This is a genomic window from Metapseudomonas cellulosilytica, assembly GCF_049334135.1.
GTDB lineage: Bacteria > Pseudomonadota > Gammaproteobacteria > Pseudomonadales > Pseudomonadaceae > Metapseudomonas.
The window spans coordinates 189,050-207,451 of sequence record NZ_JBHZGN010000006.1 but is presented as its reverse complement, the minus strand read 5'-3'; the positions used below and the strand labels follow the sequence as shown (position 1 = coordinate 207,451).

Genomic DNA, 18,402 nt, shown 5'->3' with positions numbered 1-18,402 from the left:
CATGACGCGTGATCGCCCCCTTCATTGGGAGATCGCGGTAAATGCAACCCGCTACGGATTCAGCGAGCGGCACCCGATTTTCAAGGGACAAGTGTAGGGTGGAGATGCACAACCGTCGGATTGCGTAGTTTCAAGACGCTTCATTTCGTCCGCTACCGACCGTTGATTCCTCTTCCTGACCAAGTGCTTCTGTCACGACACAGCAAGCAGGAGACGTAGTCGCGATTCCCGCCCCACTGGCTGGATTCGCTGGACACGGGGACGGCCCGCCGCCCCTGACACGCACCTGACACCGACCGCGAGAGTCGTGTGCGCCAATCGCCGTTTCCGGAAGCCCGGAAACCCATTGGTACCACATGAAAAGAATGCTGATTAACGCAACTCAGCCCGAAGAGTTGCGTGTTGCTCTGGTCGACGGCCAACGCCTGTACGATCTGGACATCGAATCGGGCGCACGCGAGCAGAAGAAAGCCAACATCTACAAGGGCCGTATCACTCGCATCGAACCCAGCCTCGAAGCCGCCTTCGTCGACTTCGGCGCAGAGCGCCACGGTTTCCTGCCTCTGAAAGAAATTTCCCGCGAATACTTCAAGAAGTCCCCCGAAGGCCGCATCAACATCAAGGAAGTGCTCAGCGAAGGCCAGGAAGTCATCGTCCAGGTCGAGAAAGAAGAGCGCGGCAACAAGGGCGCCGCACTGACCACCTTCATCAGCCTCGCCGGCCGTTACCTGGTGCTGATGCCGAACAACCCCCGTGCCGGCGGCATCTCCCGCCGCATCGAAGGCGAAGAGCGCAACGAACTGCGTGAAGCGCTGAACGGCCTCAACGCGCCGGCCGACATGGGCCTGATCGTCCGCACCGCAGGCCTCGGCCGCTCCAGCGAAGAGCTGCAGTGGGACCTGGACTACCTGCTGCAACTCTGGAGCGCCATCAAGGAAGCTTCCGGCGAGCGCGGCGCGCCCTTCCTGATCTACCAGGAAAGCAACGTCATCATCCGCGCCATCCGTGACTACCTGCGCCAGGACATCGGCGAAGTGCTGGTCGACAGCGTCGAGGCCCACGAGGAAGCCCTGAGCTTCATCCGCCAGGTGATGCCGCAGTACCAGAGCAAGATCAAGCTCTACCAGGACAGCGTTCCGCTGTTCAACCGCTTCCAGATCGAAAGCCAGATCGAAACCGCCTTCCAGCGCGAAGTGAAGCTGCCGTCCGGCGGTTCCATCGTCATCGACCCGACCGAAGCCCTGGTGTCCATCGACATCAACTCGGCGCGTGCGACCAAGGGTGGCGACATCGAGGAAACCGCCCTGCAGACCAACCTGGAAGCGGCCGAGGAAATCGCCCGCCAGCTGCGCCTGCGTGACATCGGCGGCCTGATCGTCATCGACTTCATCGACATGACCCCGGCCAAGAACCAGCGCGCCGTGGAAGAGAAGGTCCGCGAAGCCCTGGAAGCCGACCGCGCCCGCGTGCAGGTCGGCCGCATCTCCCGCTTCGGCCTGCTGGAAATGTCCCGTCAGCGCCTGCGTCCGTCCCTGGGCGAGACCAGCGGCATCGTCTGCCCGCGCTGCGACGGCCAAGGCATCATCCGTGACGTCGAATCCCTGTCGCTGGCCATCCTGCGCCTGATCGAGGAAGAAGCCCTCAAGGACCGCACCGCCGAAGTCCGCGCCCAGGTACCGATCCCGGTTGCCGCCTTCCTGCTCAACGAGAAGCGCAACAGCATCACCAAGATCGAGCTGCGCACCCGTTCGCGCATCGTCATCCTGCCGAACGACCACCTGGAAACCCCGCACTTCGAAGTCCAGCGCCTGCGCGACGACAGCCCGGAAGTGCTGAGCGCCCAGTCCAGCTACGAGATGACCCCGGCCGAAGTCGAAGACGCCCAGCCGGTCAGCTCCACCCGCACCCTGGTCCGCCAGGAAGCCGCGGTGAAGACCGTTTCCCCCGAGCGCCCCGCTCCGGCACCCGCCCCGGCCCCGGCCGCTCCGCTGGCCCCGCCGACCCCGGCTCCGGAACCCAGCCTGTTCAAGGGCCTGGTGAAGTCGCTGGTGAGCCTGTTCGCCGGCAAGGAAGAACCCAAGGTCGAGGCCGAGCAACCGGCCGCCGAGCGCCAGCCGCGCGGTGAAGAGCGCCGTGCTGGCCGTCAGCAGAACCGCCGCCGTGATGGTCGTGAAGGCCGCGAAGGTCGTGAAGGTCGTCGCGAGGAAGACCGCAAGCCGCGTGAAGAGCGCCAGCCGCGCGAAGCCCGTGAAGGTCAGGAAGGTCGTCGCGAGCGTACCGAGCGCGCCGAGCGTCCGGCCCGCGAAGAGCGCCAGCCCCGTGAAGAACGTCAGCCGCGCGAGGAACGCCCGGCACGCGAGCCGCGCGAAGAGCGCCAGCCCCGTGAAGAGCGTCAACCCCGCGAGGAGCGCCAGCCGCGTGAAGAACGCCAGCCGCGCGAAGCCCGTGAAGGTCAGGAGGGCCGTCGCGAGCGTACCGAGCGCGCCGAGCGTCCGGCCCGCGAAGAGCGCCAGCCGCGTGAAGAGCGTCAACCCCGCGAGGAGCGCCAGCCGCGCGCCGAGCTGGCCGCCCAGGCCGAGGTGGTCGACGAAGAACTGCTGACCAACGAGGAACTGCTGCAGGACGACGAGATGGAAGGCGCCGATGGCGAGCGTCCGCGTCGCCGCTCCCGTGGCCAGCGCCGCCGTAGCAACCGCCGTGAGCGTCAGCGCGAAGCCAACGGCGAAGAAATCGCCGAAGATCAGGAAGGCGCCGAGGAGGCAGCCCCTGCCGACGCAGCCCAGGCCGCTGCCGTAGTCGCCACCGCCGTGGCTGCCGCCGAAGTGGCAGCCGAGGCCGCCGGCGAAGCCCCGGTTCAGGCCGAAACACCAGCCGCCGAAGTTCCGGCAGTCGAAACCCCGGCCGCGGAAGTCGTTGCCCAGGTGGAAGAAACTGCACCCTTCGCCGAGCCGGCAGCAGAGATCGTGGAAGCTCCGGTAGCCGAGGCCCCAGCCGTAGTCGAAGCGCCCCTGGCCGTTGAAGCCGTCGCCGAAGCGCCGGCAGCCGCCCCTGCAGAGGAAACCCCGGTCGCTGCGCCGCAGGCCGAAGAGCCCGCTCCCGCCCCATCCAGCACTGGCCGTGCCGCCAACGACCCGCGTGAAGTGCGCCGTCGTCAGCGCGAGGCCGAGCGCCTGGCCAAGGAAGCCGAAGAGGCTGCCGCCAAAACCGTCGAGGCTGTAGCCGCGGCCGAGCCGGTCTCCGCTGTCGCTCACGCCGTCGCTGGCGTGGAAGAGGAAGTGGTTGCTGCCGAGCAGAAGGTCGAGGAGGCCGTCGAGCTCGCTGTGGAGGCCCCGGCCGAACAGCCCGAGCAACTGACGCTGGTGACCGAAGCTGAAGTGCCGGAACACACCGGGACCAAAGCCAAGGAAGAAGAAAAGGACGAAGCCAAGGACGAGACCAAACCGGTCGTCTGAAGCCAGGCCTGAATGAAAAAGGGGATGCCAATTGGCATCCCCTTTTTTTGTTGCCCTGCGAAATCCCGCTGGCTCGCCAGGGCCGCTAGCCCAGCTCATCCTCCATCCGGGTGCCGAACTGCAGCTCCGCCAGCCGCGCATAGAGCGGACTGCTGGCCACCAGCTGCGCATGGCGACCGATCGCCACCACCCTGCCCCGCTCCATCACGGCGATACGGTCCGCGTTCTGCACTGTGGCCAGGCGATGGGCGATCACCAGGGTGGTTCGGCCGCTCATCAAGGCCGGCAGTGCCTGCTGGATGAGATGTTCGCTTTCCGCATCCAGGGCGCTGGTGGCTTCGTCCAGCAACAGGATAGGGGCATCCACCAGCAGCGCACGGGCGATGGCCAGGCGTTGTCGCTGGCCACCGGACAGGCCGATACCACCCTCCCCCAGGCGCGTCTGGTAGCCCTGGGGCAGGCGGCTGATGAACTCATGGGCGTGGGCCGCGCGAGCAGCGGATTGCACTTCGGCGTCGCTGGCTTCGGGGCGGCCGTAGCGAATGTTGTCCTCGACGCTGCCATAGAACAGCGCGGGACTTTGCGACACCAGGGCAAAACAACGGCGCAGCTCGGCGGGATCCAGCCGCTGCAGCTCCACCCCCTCGACCCGGATGCTGCCCGCCTGGGAATCAAAAAAGCGCAACAGCAGCTCGAAGACCGTCGACTTGCCTGCGCCGGACGGCCCCACCAGCGCCAGTGTCTCGCCGGGACGAACCTCCAGGCTGACGCCGTCCAGGGCGTTCACTTCAGGGCGGCCGGGATAGGCGAAGCGCACCGTTTCCAGCTCGATGCGCCCGCTGACCCGCGCCGGCAGCGCGACCCGCCCCTGCGCCGGGGCATGGATGGCATTGCGCGCCTGGAGCAGCTCGGCGATGCGCTCCGCCGCCCCGGCTGCACTCTGCAATTCGCCGATCACCTCGCTGACGGCACCGAAGGCCGCACCGACGATCAGGCTGTAGAACACGAACGCAGCCAGATCACCCGGCGAAATGCGCCCAGCGATCACATCCGTGCCGCCGACCCAGAGCATCACGCCCACGGCCCCCAGCACCAGCACGATCACCAGGGTGATCAGCCAGGCCCGCTGGGCGATGCGTCGCCGCGCGGCATCGAACGCGCCCTCCACCGTATGGGCGAAACGCAGGCGGTCCTGGGCCTGGTGGTTGTACGCCTGCACCGTCTTGATCTGCCCCAGGGTCTCGCCCACATAGCTGCCGACATCGGCGATGCGATCCTGGCTCTGCCGTGACAGACGCCGAACCCGGCGGCCGAAGATGAGGATCGGCGCCAGCACCAGCGGCAGCGCCAGCAACACGATGCCGGTCAGTTTGGGATTGGTGATGAAGAGCAGGGCTATCCCGCCCACCAGCATGATGCCGTTACGCAGCGCCATGGACAGGGACGAGCCGATCACCGATTGGAGCAATGTGGTGTCGGCCGTCAACCGTGACTGGATTTCCGACGCACGGTTGCTCTCGTAGAAGCCGGGGTGCAGCTCGATCAGGTGGTCGAACACCCGCTTGCGGATGTCCGCGACGAAGCGTTCGCCGATCCATGACACCAGGTAGAAGCGGGTGAAGGTGCCCAGCGCCAGGGCCAGGACCAGGCCGAAGAACAGCATGATCGAATGCCGCAACGCGGCTTCGGACTGGGTGGCCAGCCCCTGGTCCACCAGCAGGCGAATACCCTGTCCCATGGAAAGCGTGATTCCAGCGGTGAACAACAGCGCCAGCAAGGCGCCTGCCACCCGCCAGCGGTATGGCGCGACGAAGCGCCCGGCCATGCGCAGCGCAGTACGCTGCCCAGAAGAAAGAAAGGACGGCATCAGGGCCTCATTCGTCTCACCGGGAGCATTCCCTGCCCCGGGTTGGAGGACTCAATCGCGGGCATTGAGGAAACGATCCGCATGATCGGGCGACGGCAACAGGCAGCTGTCATACCGGCCGAAGAGTCGGTAGCGATTGCGGGCGATCCGGTCGTAGCACCAATCCCGCAGGGCCAGGGGCAGGAAGCGGAAAATCGCCAGCAGCGGCCAGGGTGCCGGCAACTGGCGCAATACCCGTGCGATCGCCTCGGAGCGGACGAACAGTTCACGGCCCTCGACATAGAGCAGGGTTGCGAAGCTGTCAGCAGGCAGGCCGAACCAGTGCAGGATCGCCTGCCCTTCCGCAGATTGCACAGCGGCCAGCTTGAACACTCGGGCCCGATCATGGCGGATGATGAACTTCACCCAGCCGTTGCAGAGCTTGCACACCCCGTCGAAGAGCACGACGCGCTCGCCAGGGCGGATATGGGGCGGGTACTGCTCGGTGTCCATCGCGATGCTCCTGCATCCACGGGAAACTGCCCCCGATAGTAGCCGATCTCCCGGGGATATCGGTGAGAAGCCTCAGGCCGGGTCGCCCCAGCCCACGGGATAGAGCAGCTCTTCCTTGTAGCCGGCCCAGACCCGCACCGCATCGGGGAAGGCTTCGTCCAGGGCCGGGTCGCCACTGTCCACCAGCAGCGGCCGGCCTGCCAGGGTGCCCAGCTTGCGTTTGGTGGCCACCACTCGCAGGTGATCGAGGCCGATGGCGCGCAGCACCCGCGGACTGATCTGCTGATTGCCGCGGCCGATGATGTGGCCCTGGCCGCCGATGGCGGTCACCAGCAGGCGCGCCGGGTGGCCGTTCACCAGTTCGAACAGCTGGGCTTCGGTGACGTCCCGGGCAATCACTGCGCCGTTCTCTATCACGTCGACGCCCAGCAAGGTGGTTTCCAGCCCCAGGTTGGCGGCCAGACCATGCAGCGTGGAGCCAGGCCCGAAGACGTAGCGCACGCCCTCCTCCCAGCTGTCGCCCAGCCAGTCGGCCAGTTCCACCAGCACCAGCTCTTCCGACTCCATGCCACCCTGTTTGACCTGCTGCATGAACTGGCCCTCCACAGGCACCGTCAGCTCGCCGTACCAGCGCGCCGCGACCTTGCCGTCGCGCAGCGCGGCCTCGTCCAGGTCGCGCACCTCACCGCTGGCCAGGCGCACCAGGCCGCCCTCCACCAGGCGCCGCGCCAGCTCCCCGGCGGCACGCGGGCTGATGGCGTAGACCCCGGAATGGATCTTCACCCCGGCCGGGATTCCCAGCACCGGCTGCCCCTCGCTCACCACGCTGCTGACATCCCGCGCCGTACCGTCGCCTCCGGCAAAGAGGATCAGGGCAACGCCGGCGTCCTGCAGGGCTTCGACCGCATGGCGGGTATCGTCGGCGCTGGTCGCCGGGCCGTCGAGATGACCCAGCACCCGGTGGGCGAAGCCCATCTCCACCAGCAAGTCCGCGCCCATGGGGCCGGGGAAGGTAAGGAACTGGATTCGCCCGACGAGCGGCAGCAGGCACTCCAGCGCCAGGCGGGTGCGTGCCGCCGCACGGGGCTCGGCACCTCTGGCAAGGGCATCTTCGGCAACCCCGTCGCTGCCCTTGAGCGCCGCCGGGCCACCCAATCCGGCCAGCGGATTGATGATCAGCCCCATATGGAACGTGGACATGCTAAACCTCGTACTGAACTCGTGCCCCACTCGGGGGGTCCATCCATCAGGACCAGGACGCTCGCAGCTGGCACATTCGCTGCTCTAGTGTTTCCTGGTCTTTCGTTTTTCCGGCGCATCGCTGGCGCCGACTGTCACTGCGTGTTCATCTACCCTTTCTAGACTGCACGCACCACCTGAAGAGGAGACAGGTCATGAGTTTGCACGACAGCACTTCCGATCGCCGGGTGATTCCGCTTCGGCAGGGTCGCCCGGTGGGCGGTGCCATCATCGACGCCCAGGGCCGCGAGATTCCGATCACCGAGACCATGATCCAGCGTGCCTGCCAGGAACTGCACAAACAGTTGTCCACCGAACTGAAACAGGCTTGAGCTTCGAGGCCCGGGGCAATCCCGGGCTCCTTGCTACACCAACTCTGCCCCCAAGGCGCGGACAATGCCGGCCAGCACGGGGGCATCTCCCTTCAGCCGCACACGCAATCCGTCGATTTCCCGGCGCACAGGATAGTGCTTGCGCAGGGCATCGAAGGCCACCCGGCGCTGGGCATCGTCACCCACCAGGCTGCGGCGAAAATCCGCATCGTCGCGGCGCGGGTCATACACCGCGCGACACAGGGTCGCCAAGGCCCAGTCCGGCGCGCAACCCGCATTCAGGGTCAGCTCGTCCAGCCAGGGTGCCGGCAGCAGTTCATCCAGCCGCACGCTTTCTACCTGCCCGCTGAACCGGCACCAGGCCTGGTACACCTGCGCCGTGCCGCGCAACTTGCCCTCCAGGCTGTAGCCCGCGATGTGCGGCGTGGCGATACGGCACAGGCGCGCCAGCCCCACGTCCGCCTGGGGCTCGCCTTCCCAGACATCCAGCACCACGCGCAGGTCGGTGCGACGCTCAAGCAGTTCGCGCAGGGCACGGTTGTCCACCACCGCCCCACGGCTTGCATTGATCAGCCAGGCGCCGGGGCGCAGGCGCTCCAGTCGAGCGCTATCGAGCAGGTGATGGGTCGGATGGTCGCCGCCAGCGTTCAGGGGCGTATGCAGGCTGATCGCATCGCACTCGCGGAGGATGTGCTCGAGATCAACGTAATCGCCGCCTTCGGCAGCCTGTCGCGGCGGATCGCAGACCAGCACCCGCCAGCCGAGGCCGCGCAGCACCTCCACCAGGCGCCCGCCGACCTGGCCGGCGCCCACCACGCCGAAGGTGCGCGAGGCAAGGTCCACGCCCTGGTCCTCGGCCAGCACCAGCAGGCTGCCCAGCACATAGTCCACCACACCGCGGGCGTTGCAGCCGGGGGCGCTGGACCAGGCGATGCCGGCCTCGTGGAAGTAGTCGAGGTCCAGGTGGTCAGTGCCGATGGTGCAGGTACCGACGAAACGCACCGGGCTCCCGGCCAGCGAGGAGCGGTCGACCTGGGTCACCGAGCGCACCAGGAGCAGATCCGCGTCGGCAAGGGCGGCGGCATCGATGGCGCGGCCGGGCAAGCGGCGGATTTCGCCCAGGCCGCCGAAGAAGGCGTCGACCAGGGGGATATTTTCGTCGGCAACTATTCGCATGGCAGGCTCCAGCAGAGAGACCGACATTCTACGCAATCACCCCGCCCCGCGCCCGCACGGCAACCTGCCGCCCCTCTTTTCTGACCAATGCGTCAGGGCGTAGACTACGCGTCCCTCAGCCTCCACGTCCCGTTCCGCCGGCAGCCTCTTCTGCAAAGGCTGGGACCGTGAAAGGTCGCGAGCCCGTCGCGACCAGGCAGCGTCCAGATCCCAGCCAGCCACCTTTTGCATGGACACCACCGGTACGCCCGGAGGATGCCTTATCGATATGGAACTATCAGAGACTCAGAGTCAAACCCGATTCAGCCGCGCCAGCACTGAACTGCGCGCCCTGCTCAAACTGGCGGCGCCGATCATGGTCGCCCAGCTGTCCAACTCCGCCATGGGCTTCGTCGATGCGGTGATGGCCGGCCGCGTCAGCCCTCGCGACCTGGCCGCCGTGGCCCTGGGCAACTCCATCTGGATTCCGGTGTTCCTGCTGATGACCGGCATCCTGCTGGCCACCACTGCCAAAGTCGCCGAGCGCTTCGGCGCCGGCAAGCAGGAAGAGACCGGCCCGCTGGTGCGCCAGGCCCTCTGGCTGGCGTTGGCCGTGGGCCTGTGCGGCGCATTGCTGCTACTCAACGCCCGCCCGGTGCTGCAACTGATGGGCGTGGACCCGGACCTGATCGAACCCGCCATGGGTTACCTGCACGGAATCGCCTTCGGGTTCCCTGCCGTGGCCCTCTACTACGTGCTGCGCTGCTTCAGCGACGGCCTGGGCCGGACCCGTCCGAGCATGGTGCTGGGTATCGGCGGTCTGCTGCTGAACATCCCGTTGAACTACATCCTGATCTACGGCCACCTCGGCATGCCCGCCCTGGGCGGCGTGGGCTGCGGCTGGGCCAGCGGCACGGTGATGTGGTTCATGCTGCTGGGCATGCTGAGCTGGGTGAGCCGCGCCCCGGCGTACAAGCCGAGCCGCCTGTTCGAACGCTTCGATAAGCCGCAACTGCCGGTGATCAAACGCCTGCTGTCCATTGGCGGCCCCATCGGTATCGCCGTGTTCGCCGAATCGAGCATTTTCGCGGTGATCGCGCTGTTGATCGGCGGCCTGGGCGCTACCGTGGTCGCCGGCCACCAGATCGCCCTGAACTTCAGCGCGCTGATCTTCATGATCCCCTACGCCCTGGCGATGGCCGTCACCGTGCGCGTCGGCCAGGCCCTGGGTCGTGGCGAAGCACGGGCGGCGCGCTTCTCCGCCGGTATCGGCATCGGCGCCGCGCTGGCCTACGCCTGCCTGTCCGCCAGCCTCATGCTGCTGTGCCGTGAACTGATCGCGAAGATGTATTCGCCCGACCCGGCGGTTATCGCAGTGGCGGGCATGCTGATCGTCTATTCCGCGCTGTTCCAGTTCTCCGACGCCATCCAGGTCGCCGCAGCCGGTGCCTTGCGCGGTTACCAGGACACCCGCGCGACCATGATCATCACGCTCTTCGCCTACTGGGGCATCGGCCTGCCGGTGGGTTACACCCTTGGCCTGACCGACTGGCTGGGTGAGCCGAGCGGGCCCAAGGGCCTCTGGCAGGGGCTGGTGGTGGGTCTGACCTGTGCGGCCGTGCTGCTCAGCCTGCGGCTGGCGCGCAGTTCAAGGGCGAGGATTCGCAGGTGAAAAAAAGAGCCGCATCGAGCGGCCCTTTTTCTTTTCGCGAATGAATTCCCACGGGGTTCAATCGTCGGGATGGGCCGGGACGGCCGCCAGGGCTTCCCAGTAGGCAGGGGTCAGGTAATCCCGACCGGCCAGCAGATGTTCCAGGTAGCTGCGGGTTGGCCACAGGCCGTCCTCGCGCATCGCCGGGTTGGCGACATAGACCCAGGCCGGCTGCACACCATGGGCGGTAATGATCGGCATGCGCTCGCGGCTGTAGAAAATGGGGGTCCCCTCGAAGGGGTCCATTTTCCAGATCTCGTCCTCATGGGTCAGCCGGTAGAGCACGCCTTCCACCACGCCGCCCTGCTGGTGGCGGATGTTGGCGTAGGAGCGACCGGGACGGTCGTGGGCACGCTTGTCGAAGCACAGCGCATAGCCCTCCAGGCGTCCTGCCAGGGCTTCACTGAACGCCAGGCCCCGGCTGCGCATGCGCGCCGGGTTCATGTTGGAACCATAGGCGAAGTAGAAGGACATCAATCGACCTTCTTGCGGATCCAGTAGTAGTAGGTGCCCTGCTCTTCCGATTGGTCCAGCAGTTCATGGCCAAGGAAGACGCAGAACTTGGGAATATCGCGCCGCGTCGAGGGATCGGTGGCGATCACCTTGAGCAGGCCGCCGGCCGGCAGGTCGCGCACCTTGTTGTGCAGCATCATCACCGGCTCTGGGCAATTCAGGCCGGTGGCGTCGAGGATGGCATCAGGCTGTTGGGACATGGGAAACTCCGAAAACTGGCGGCTATTGTGGCGCAAAGCTGCCTATCCGCCCAGCCTTGCCGGCCTGGCTGCGACGTCCGGGCACAACGGCGCACGACCTTGGATGGGCATCGCGAGCCCGGCGACTCGGGCAATCTGCACGGGTCATCCCCCCACTGGCCAGCCAATGGGTTGCGGCGCAGCATGGAGCTTTCGCCGGAGGGCACGCCATGCCCGAATCCCCCGAGCGCAATTGGTGCGTCAAGCGACTGGACGACAACGGCAACGAGTTCGTCCTGCGCAGCGAACTGACCCGCGAGGAGGCCGAGCGCCTGGCGGCGGAGTACCAGGCCCGCGGGCACAAGCAGAGTTACTGGGCGAGCCGGATGAGGCCCTTGTAGGGGCGAATTCATTCGCCAAGCAGGCCGCAGGTCTGCCCTGCAGGTTCCGAGGGGGCAGCGGAGCTGCCCTTGGCGAATGAATTCGCCCCCACAATAGATCAGCGCCAGCAGCCGCTCCCTACAACCTGCGCAGATGGCAGGTCACTTCCTCGCGGTCGTGGTAGAGCTGCTTGCAGGCGATGGATACTTTCAGCCCCCGCCCCTTCAGCCCGTCGTCGATGCGCGCCAGCAACTTCCGTACCTCGGCATAGCGCTGTTTCATCGGCAGCTTGAGATTGACCACCGCCTCCTGGCACCAGCCCTCGCCCAGCCAGGTCTCGATCAGCGCGGCAGTGCGCGCGGGCTTCTCGACGATGTCGCAGACCATCCAGTTCACCGGCCGGCGCGGCTTGAAGGTGAAGCCGTCGGCGCGCTGGTGTTCGACGAAGCCCGAATACATCAGGCTCTCGGCCATGGGGCCGTTGTCCACGGCGGTCACCTTGATCTCCCGCTGCACCAGCTGCCAGGTCCAACCGCCGGGGGCGGCGCCCAGGTCCACGGCGGTCATGCCCGGAGCCAGCCGCGCATCCCACTGGTTGCGCGGAATGAACTGGTGCCAGGCTTCTTCCAGCTTGAGCGTGGAACGGCTCGGCGCCTCACGGGGGAATTTCAGTCGTGGAATGCCCATGGGCCAGAGCGCGGAATTGTTTGACTCGGCCAGGCCGACGAAGGCCTCGCGGCCACTGCGGAAGGTCAGCAGCAGGCGCGGCAGCTGCGGATCGTCCTTGAGGCGCCCGGCCTTGGCCAGGGCGGCGCGCAGGGGTTTCTCGAACTTGCGACAGAAGGTGGACAACTCCTTGCCTTCATTGGTGTCCAGCACCTCCAACCAGAGGCTGCCGCAGAGCGGATAGCCCGCCAACGCCTCCAGCAATACGCCGATACGGTCGGTTTCCGGCAGCTGGACGTATTCGCCCCGGGCCCACTGACGGGGGAAGACCAGCTGGCTGAAACGCAGCTTGCGCATCAGCCGCTCGGCACCGCCCGTCTCGCTGCAGACGAATTCGGCGTAGGCGCTCTGGGGCTTGGCCTTGGGGTAGCCGGCCACATCGAGGTGGGCGGCGTGCTCGGCGATCTCGGCACAGACTTCAGCCTCGAAACCGGGGCGGCAGTGCAACAGCAGGGTGTTCATCGGGGGCTCCTCCTGGGCGCGCACTATAGTTGCGCGACAGCCGTTTTCACACAGCCCCTCGAGTAATTTCCTTACATGCCATGCCGCCATCCCTGGGGAACTCCGCGCGCCTTCAGCCGGTCGGCTGATATGGCGAGCCCCGCCAAGCAGAGCTAGTTTCTTAGATTCTGTACGTGCAGCCGGCCCATGCCGTGTGGGCCACAAGGAGAGAGTGCGATGCCTTCCCTGGATAGCCTGAACTGCCGCCGCAGCCTCGAAGTCGCCGGCAAGACCTACCACTACTTCAGCCTGCCCGAAGCCGCCAAGCGGCTTGGGCCGATCGACAAACTGCCCATGTCGATGAAGGTGCTGCTGGAGAACCTGCTGCGCTGGGAGGACGACGAGACCGTCAGCGCCGCCGACTTGAAGGCGCTGGCCGCGTGGCTAGGCCCGCGCAGCTCGGAGCGCGAGATCCAGTACCGTCCGGCACGGGTACTGATGCAGGACTTCACCGGCGTCCCGGCCGTGGTCGACCTGGCCGCCATGCGCGCCGCCGTGGCGGCGGCCGGTGGTGACCCGCAGCGGATCAACCCCTTGTCGCCGGTGGACCTGGTGATCGACCACTCGGTGATGGTGGACCGCTTCGCCTCCCAGGCCGCCTTCGAACAGAACGTCGAGATCGAGATGCAGCGCAACGGCGAGCGCTACGCCTTCCTGCGCTGGGGCCAGCGCGCCTTCGACAACTTCAGCGTGGTGCCGCCGGGCACCGGTATCTGTCATCAGGTCAACCTGGAATACCTCGCCCGTACCGTCTGGACCCGTGAGGAAGACGACGTCACCTGGGCCTTTCCCGACACCCTGGTGGGCACCGACTCCCACACCACCATGATCAACGGCCTCGGCGTGCTCGGCTGGGGTGTCGGCGGCATCGAGGCCGAGGCTGCGATGCTCGGCCAACCGGTGTCGATGCTGATCCCCGAAGTGATCGGCTTCAAGCTCACCGGCAAGCTGCGCGAAGGCATCACCGCCACCGACCTGGTGCTCACCGTCACTCAGATGCTGCGCAAGAAGGGCGTAGTAGGGAAATTCGTCGAGTTCTATGGCGACGGCCTGGCCGACCTGCCCCTGGCCGACCGCGCCACCATCGCCAACATGGCCCCGGAGTATGGCGCCACCTGCGGGTTCTTCCCGGTGGACGAGATCACCCTGGGCTACCTGCGGCTGTCCGGCCGCCCGGAAGAGACCGTGCAACTGGTGGAGGCCTACAGCAAGGCGCAGGGGCTGTGGCGCGAGCCCGGTCTTGAGCCGCTGTTCACCGACACCCTGGCCCTGGACCTGTCCAGCGTCGAAGCCAGCCTGGCCGGGCCGCGCCGCCCACAGGACCGCGTGCCGCTACCCCAGGTGCCCAAGGCCTTCGACGACCTGCTGAACCTGCAACTCAAGCCCACCGGCGCGGCCGCTGCCGGCAGCCCCCGGGTGACGCTGGACGATGGCGCGAGTTTCGACCTGGAAGACGGCTCGGTGGTCATCGCCGCCATCACCTCCTGTACCAACACGTCCAACCCCAGCGTGATGATGGCTGCCGGGCTGCTGGCCAAGAAGGCCGTGGAGAGAGGCCTGGTCCGCAAACCCTGGGTCAAGTCGTCGCTGGCCCCAGGTTCCAAGGTGGTGACCGAGTACTTCCGCGCCGCTGGCCTGACCCCGTATCTCGACCAGCTCGGCTTCAACCTGGTGGGTTACGGCTGCACCACCTGCATCGGCAACTCCGGCCCCCTGCTCGACCCCATCGAGAAGGCGGTACAACAGGCCGACCTGACCGTGGCCTCGGTGCTTTCCGGCAACCGCAACTTCGAAGGCCGGGTGCACCCGCTGGTGAAGGCCAACTGGCTGGCCTCGCCCCCCTTGGTGGTGGCCTACGCCCTGGCCGGCAGCGTGCGCATCGACCTCGGCAGCCAGCCCCTGGGCCAAGGCAAGGACGGCAAGCCGGTCTACCTCAAGGACGTCTGGCCGAGCCAGCGGGAAATCGCCGAAGCGATCGCCAAGGTGGACACCGCCATGTTCCGCAAGGAATACGCCGAAGTCTTCGCCGGCGATGACAAATGGCGGGCCATAAAGGTGCCCGAGTCCGATACCTATGCCTGGCAGGCGGACTCCACCTATATCCAGCACCCGCCCTTCTTCGCCGACATCACCGGCGCCCCGCCGAAGGTGGAAGACATCCACCAGGCGCGGATCCTCGCGCTGCTGGGCGATTCGGTGACCACCGACCACATATCCCCCGCCGGCAACATCAAGGCCGACAGCCCGGCCGGACGCTACCTACGCGAGCACGGAGTCCAGCCTTCCGACTTCAACTCCTACGGCTCGCGGCGCGGCAACCACGAAGTGATGATGCGCGGCACCTTCGCCAACATCCGTATCCGCAACGAAATGCTCGGCGGTGAGGAAGGCGGCAACACCCTGCACGCGCCTAGCGGCGAGAAGCTGGCGATCTACGACGCCGCCATGCGCTATCAGCAGGAAGGCACGCCGCTGGTGATAGTGGCCGGCAAGGAATATGGCACCGGTTCTTCCCGTGACTGGGCGGCCAAGGGCACCAACCTGCTGGGGGTCAAGGCCGTGATCGCCGAGAGCTTCGAGCGCATCCACCGCTCCAACCTGGTGGGCATGGGCGTGCTGCCGCTACAGTTCAAGGACGGCGAAGACCGCAAGAGCCTGGGCCTGACGGGCAAGGAGACCCTCGGCATCAGCGGCCTGGACGGCGCCAGCCTGCGCCCGCACATGAACCTGCGCCTGGAGATCACCCGCGAGGATGGCAGCAAGCACCACGCGCAATTGCTCTGCCGCATCGACACCCTGAACGAGGTGGAGTACTTCAAGGCTGGCGGCATCCTGCACTACGTGCTGCGGCAATTGCTGGCGGGTTGACGGCCGCATCTGTGTAGCCTGGATGAAATCCGGGGCGAGGCATCGGCCTCCTCCCCGGATTGCATCCAGGCTACGGAATCCACCCCACCAACGTACCGGGCGGGCCTGAGTGCAATCCGGGTAGACTACCGCGCAAAAGAAAAGGCTCAACCTTAGGGCCTGGATGCCGATAGATGCTGTAGGCCTTGCGGAAGGACACCCATGAGAAACAACCAACCCATCACCCAGCGGGAGCGTAGCTTTCCCGCCGAACAACGCCTGATCTCCACCACGGACAGCAAGGGCATCATTACCTATTGCAATGAGGCGTTCATCGACATCAGCGGCTTCAGCCGCGAAGAACTGATCCGTTCGCCGCACAACCTGGTGCGCCACCCGGACGTGCCGTCGGCAGTGTTCGCCCATATGTGGGCCACCCTGAAGAAGGGACGCCCCTGGATGGGTGTGGTCAAGAACCGCTGCAAGAACGGCGACCACTACTGGGTCAACGCCTACGTCACGCCGATCTTCGAAGGCAGCCAGGTCACCGGCTACGAATCCGTGAGGATCAAGCCGACCGCCGAACAGGTGCGCCGGGCCGAGGCCCTCTACCAGCGCCTGAATACCGGCAAGCCGGCCATTCCCCGGCGCGACCGCTGGCTGCCGGTGCTGCAGGACTGGCTGCCCTTCATCCTGATCAGCCAGATCGGCTTCCTCATCGGCATCTGGCTGGACTCCCACTGGGGCTTCCTCCTCGCGGCCCTGCTCTCGGTACCCCTGGGCCTCATCGGCCTGGCCTGGCAGAACCGTGGCATCAAGCGCCTGCTGCACCTGGCCGATCAGACCACCTCGGACCCGCTGATCGCGCAGATGTACACCGACAGCCGCGGTGTCCAGGCGCGGCTGGAAATGGCCATGCTCAGCCAGGAAGCCCGCCTCAAGACCTGCCTGACCCGACTGCAGGACACCGCCGAGCACCTCGCCCAGCAGGCCCGAGAGGCCGATGCCCTGGCCCACAACAGCTCAGAAGGGCTGGAACGCCAGCGGGTGGAGACCGAACAGGTGGCCGCCGCGGTCAACCAGATGGCCGCCACCACCCAGGAAGTCGCCAACAACGTGCAGCGCACCGCCGATGCCACCCAGCAAGCCAACCGCCTGACCAGCCAGGGCCGGACCGTCGCTGCCGAAACCCGCGAGGCCATCCAGCGCCTGTCGCGGTCGGTGGGCGAAACCGGCGAGACCGTGACCCGCCTGGCCCAGGACAGCAACCAGATCGGCGGCGTAGTGGACGTGATCAAGGGCATCGCCGACCAGACCAACCTGCTCGCGCTCAACGCCGCCATCGAGGCTGCCCGCGCCGGCGAGATGGGCCGTGGTTTCGCCGTGGTCGCCGACGAAGTGCGCCAGCTGGCGCAACGCACCGCCGAATCCACCGGACAGATCCACCAACTGATCGCCCAGTTGCAGAAGACTGCCGAGGAAGCCGTGCACACCATGGAGCACGGCCGCCGCCAGGCTGACGAAGGCGTCGAGCGCGTGCTCCAGGCCGACCAGGCACTGGTGGGGATCAGCGAGTCGGTGGCCAACATCGCCGACATGGCAGACCAGATCGCCGCCGCCACCGAGGAGCAAAGCGCGGTGGCCGAGCAGATCAACCAGAGCATCAGCAGCATCGCCCACCTCGCCGAGCAGACCTCGGGCGAAGCCCAGCGTACCGCCCTGCTCAGCGAAGAGCTGACCCATACCGCCCAGGGGCAGTACTCGCTGGTGGACAGGTTCAATCGTTGAGCCAAAGAAAAAGGGCGCCGGATGGCGCCCTTTTTACGTTGCATACCTCGCCCGCCAGGCCGTAGGGTGGGCTTCAGCCCACCACCAGCTTCGCCGGTGCGCACGGCGCGATCTTCCTGCGCTGAAATCCGGCCTTGGCGTTTGCCCCTGGCCGATCTTTCTTTCAGCCAGGGCTAACCCATGATCAGGTTCATGATCAGGTGCACCATCAGCTCCTTGTGCAGCGGATCGCTCTGCGCCACCAGTAGGGCGATGGCGGCCAGGGCGTTGTCGTTGATCTTCAGCTCCCCATCCTGCTTCAGATGATGCCGGTTGCGCTGCAGGAACCAGATGAAAAGAAAGGCGCCAATCCGCTTGTTGCCGTCGGTGAAGGGGTGGTTCTTGATCACCAGGTACAGCAGATTCGCCGCCTGCTCCTCGATGCTCGGGTAGAGAAACTGGCCACCGAAGGACTGCACAATATTGCCCAGCAGCCCTTCGAAACTGTCGTCCTTGGGCCTGCCAAACAGTTCGCTGGCCTCGCCCCTGATCATCAGGTCTGCCTTGAGTGCGGCAATTCCCGACCTGGCCTCCTGCGGCTCGATGACGTAGCGGATGTCCTCGGCAAAGCCGTACTGCGCCAGGCGCTCATTGTCGAATTGGTTGAGGAGGACGAAGGTGCGGGCGTAGCCGGTGATGACGCTTACCAACCCGCGCGCTTCTGGCAGGCTGGTCTGCTCGATCAGTCTGTCGCGGAACAGCGTCAACGTCCTCTTCAGCTGGCCGATTCGCTCCTGCTGCGCCGTCAGCCGCCGCTGGTTCAGGGTGTAACCCTGGATCAGGTGTTCCTTGAGGATACGGTTGGCCCAGATGCGGAAGCGGGTGCCTTGCACCGACTTGACGCGATAGCCGACCGAAATAATGACGTCGAGGCAGTAGTGGAGGGTTTCGTAGGATTTGCCATCCGCGGCAGCTATCCGGAAATTCCGGATAGCTGCCGGTTCATCCAACTCCCCTTCATGGAAGATGTTGCGGATGTGTTCGCTGATGGTGCGGATGTTCTTATCGAACAACTCCGCCATCTGCCTCTGGGTCAACCAGACGGTCTCCCCTTCGAGGCGCACCTCGGTGATGTTTTCTCCTTCGCTTTGGTAGATCAGTACCGGCAGTTGCTCCTGCAACCTGTCCATGGTGTCGTCCTTCCCTGGCGGTGATCGGACTCCGCAGTCTGCTTGCCTCC

14 protein-coding genes are annotated in these 18,402 nt (G+C 66.1%); 6 read left to right on the top strand and 8 right to left on the bottom strand.

The annotated features are described in order from the left end of the window. The first annotated feature begins 356 nt into the window (after nt 1-356). Nucleotides 357-3,452, top strand: coding sequence for a ribonuclease E (gene rne, locus ACFW0H_RS10125; protein ID WP_422913770.1), 3,096 nt, complete (start codon nt 357-359; stop codon nt 3,450-3,452). An 85-nt stretch (nt 3,453-3,537) separates the two neighbouring features. Here rne and ACFW0H_RS10120 read toward each other — a convergent pair whose 3' ends face one another. The 3 genes from ACFW0H_RS10120 to ACFW0H_RS10110 form a co-directional block, all read right to left on the bottom strand. Next, complete coding sequence (locus ACFW0H_RS10120; protein ID WP_422913769.1) at nt 3,538-5,319, bottom strand: ABC transporter transmembrane domain-containing protein; 1,782 nt, start codon at nt 5,317-5,319, stop codon at nt 3,538-3,540. Between the two features lie 51 nt (nt 5,320-5,370). Beyond that, nucleotides 5,371-5,811, bottom strand: coding sequence for a thiol-disulfide oxidoreductase DCC family protein (locus ACFW0H_RS10115; RefSeq protein WP_422913768.1), 441 nt, complete (start codon nt 5,809-5,811; stop codon nt 5,371-5,373). A gap of 72 nt (nt 5,812-5,883) precedes the next feature. Then, the gene (locus ACFW0H_RS10110; protein WP_422913767.1) at nt 5,884-7,011 is read right to left on the bottom strand and encodes an ATP-NAD kinase family protein; all 1,128 of its coding nucleotides are present in this window, start codon (nt 7,009-7,011) and stop codon (nt 5,884-5,886) included. Between the two features lie 194 nt (nt 7,012-7,205). Here ACFW0H_RS10110 and ACFW0H_RS10105 point away from each other — a divergent pair, with 194 nt between their 5' ends. Then, nucleotides 7,206-7,382, top strand: a complete 177-nt coding sequence (locus ACFW0H_RS10105; RefSeq protein ID WP_422913766.1) for a PA1571 family protein — start codon at nt 7,206-7,208, stop codon at nt 7,380-7,382. Nucleotides 7,383-7,415: 33 nt separating this feature from the next. Here the strand turns inward: ACFW0H_RS10105 and pdxB are convergent, their stop codons facing one another. Then, entirely contained in the window at nt 7,416-8,558 is a 1,143-nt protein-coding gene (pdxB, locus tag ACFW0H_RS10100; protein ID WP_422913765.1) for a 4-phosphoerythronate dehydrogenase PdxB, read from the bottom strand. A gap of 268 nt (nt 8,559-8,826) precedes the next feature. Here pdxB and ACFW0H_RS10095 point away from each other — a divergent pair, with 268 nt between their 5' ends. Continuing rightward, nucleotides 8,827-10,209 carry an MATE family efflux transporter gene (locus tag ACFW0H_RS10095; protein WP_422913764.1) on the top strand — a complete coding sequence of 461 codons (1,383 nt, stop codon included), beginning with the start codon at nt 8,827-8,829 and terminating at the stop codon, nt 10,207-10,209. Between the two features lie 57 nt (nt 10,210-10,266). Here ACFW0H_RS10095 and ACFW0H_RS10090 read toward each other — a convergent pair whose 3' ends face one another. Together ACFW0H_RS10090 and tusA are read right to left on the bottom strand one after the other, a co-directional pair. Continuing rightward, nucleotides 10,267-10,722 (bottom strand): gamma-glutamylcyclotransferase family protein, encoded by a 456-nt coding sequence (locus ACFW0H_RS10090; protein WP_422913763.1) that lies wholly within the window; start codon nt 10,720-10,722, stop codon nt 10,267-10,269. Next, the gene (tusA, locus tag ACFW0H_RS10085; protein WP_422913762.1) at nt 10,722-10,961 is read right to left on the bottom strand and encodes a sulfurtransferase TusA; all 240 of its coding nucleotides are present in this window, start codon (nt 10,959-10,961) and stop codon (nt 10,722-10,724) included. Before tusA ends, ACFW0H_RS10090 begins: the two co-directional genes overlap by 1 nt. A 209-nt stretch (nt 10,962-11,170) precedes the next feature. On the opposite strand from tusA, the gene ACFW0H_RS10080 reads away from it, so the two are divergent. Then, nucleotides 11,171-11,341, top strand: a complete 171-nt coding sequence (locus ACFW0H_RS10080; RefSeq protein WP_422913761.1) for a hypothetical protein — start codon at nt 11,171-11,173, stop codon at nt 11,339-11,341. A gap of 118 nt (nt 11,342-11,459) precedes the next feature. On the opposite strand, the gene rlmM is transcribed toward ACFW0H_RS10080, so the two are convergent. Beyond that, a complete protein-coding gene (rlmM, locus tag ACFW0H_RS10075; RefSeq protein WP_422913760.1) occupies nt 11,460-12,509 on the bottom strand; it encodes a 23S rRNA (cytidine(2498)-2'-O)-methyltransferase RlmM in 1,050 nt (349 codons plus the stop codon). A gap of 216 nt (nt 12,510-12,725) precedes the next feature. Between rlmM and acnA the strand changes: the two genes are divergently transcribed. Both acnA and ACFW0H_RS10065 read left to right on the top strand, forming a co-directional pair. Beyond that, nucleotides 12,726-15,416 (top strand): aconitate hydratase AcnA, encoded by a 2,691-nt coding sequence (gene acnA, locus ACFW0H_RS10070; RefSeq protein ID WP_422913759.1) that lies wholly within the window; start codon nt 12,726-12,728, stop codon nt 15,414-15,416. 201 nt (nt 15,417-15,617) lie between these two features. Then, nucleotides 15,618-17,183 (top strand): methyl-accepting chemotaxis protein, encoded by a 1,566-nt coding sequence (locus ACFW0H_RS10065; RefSeq protein WP_422913758.1) that lies wholly within the window; start codon nt 15,618-15,620, stop codon nt 17,181-17,183. Nucleotides 17,184-17,356: 173 nt separating this feature from the next. On the opposite strand, the gene rhuM is transcribed toward ACFW0H_RS10065, so the two are convergent. Beyond that, on the bottom strand, nt 17,357-18,352 hold the full coding sequence (gene rhuM, locus ACFW0H_RS10060) for a RhuM family protein (protein ID WP_422913757.1): 996 nt from the start codon (nt 18,350-18,352) through the stop codon (nt 17,357-17,359). Between the last annotated feature and the right edge of the window lie 50 nt (nt 18,353-18,402).

Coding starts and splice junctions, on each gene's coding strand:
- ACFW0H_RS10080 (WP_422913761.1), top strand. CDS start 11,171: ATGCCCGAATCCCCCGAGCGCAATTGGTGCGTCAAGCGACTGGACGAC.
- pdxB (WP_422913765.1), bottom strand. CDS start 8,558: ATGCGAATAGTTGCCGACGAAAATATCCCCCTGGTCGACGCCTTCTTC.
- ACFW0H_RS10090 (WP_422913763.1), bottom strand. CDS start 10,722: ATGTCCTTCTACTTCGCCTATGGTTCCAACATGAACCCGGCGCGCATG.
- ACFW0H_RS10105 (WP_422913766.1), top strand. CDS start 7,206: ATGAGTTTGCACGACAGCACTTCCGATCGCCGGGTGATTCCGCTTCGG.
- rne (WP_422913770.1), top strand. CDS start 357: ATGAAAAGAATGCTGATTAACGCAACTCAGCCCGAAGAGTTGCGTGTT.
- tusA (WP_422913762.1), bottom strand. CDS start 10,961: ATGTCCCAACAGCCTGATGCCATCCTCGACGCCACCGGCCTGAATTGC.
- ACFW0H_RS10115 (WP_422913768.1), bottom strand. CDS start 5,811: ATGGACACCGAGCAGTACCCGCCCCATATCCGCCCTGGCGAGCGCGTC.
- ACFW0H_RS10110 (WP_422913767.1), bottom strand. CDS start 7,011: ATGTCCACGTTCCATATGGGGCTGATCATCAATCCGCTGGCCGGATTG.
- ACFW0H_RS10095 (WP_422913764.1), top strand. CDS start 8,827: ATGGAACTATCAGAGACTCAGAGTCAAACCCGATTCAGCCGCGCCAGC.
- ACFW0H_RS10065 (WP_422913758.1), top strand. CDS start 15,618: ATGAGAAACAACCAACCCATCACCCAGCGGGAGCGTAGCTTTCCCGCC.
- acnA (WP_422913759.1), top strand. CDS start 12,726: ATGCCTTCCCTGGATAGCCTGAACTGCCGCCGCAGCCTCGAAGTCGCC.
- rhuM (WP_422913757.1), bottom strand. CDS start 18,352: ATGGACAGGTTGCAGGAGCAACTGCCGGTACTGATCTACCAAAGCGAA.
- ACFW0H_RS10120 (WP_422913769.1), bottom strand. CDS start 5,319: ATGCCGTCCTTTCTTTCTTCTGGGCAGCGTACTGCGCTGCGCATGGCC.
- rlmM (WP_422913760.1), bottom strand. CDS start 12,509: ATGAACACCCTGCTGTTGCACTGCCGCCCCGGTTTCGAGGCTGAAGTC.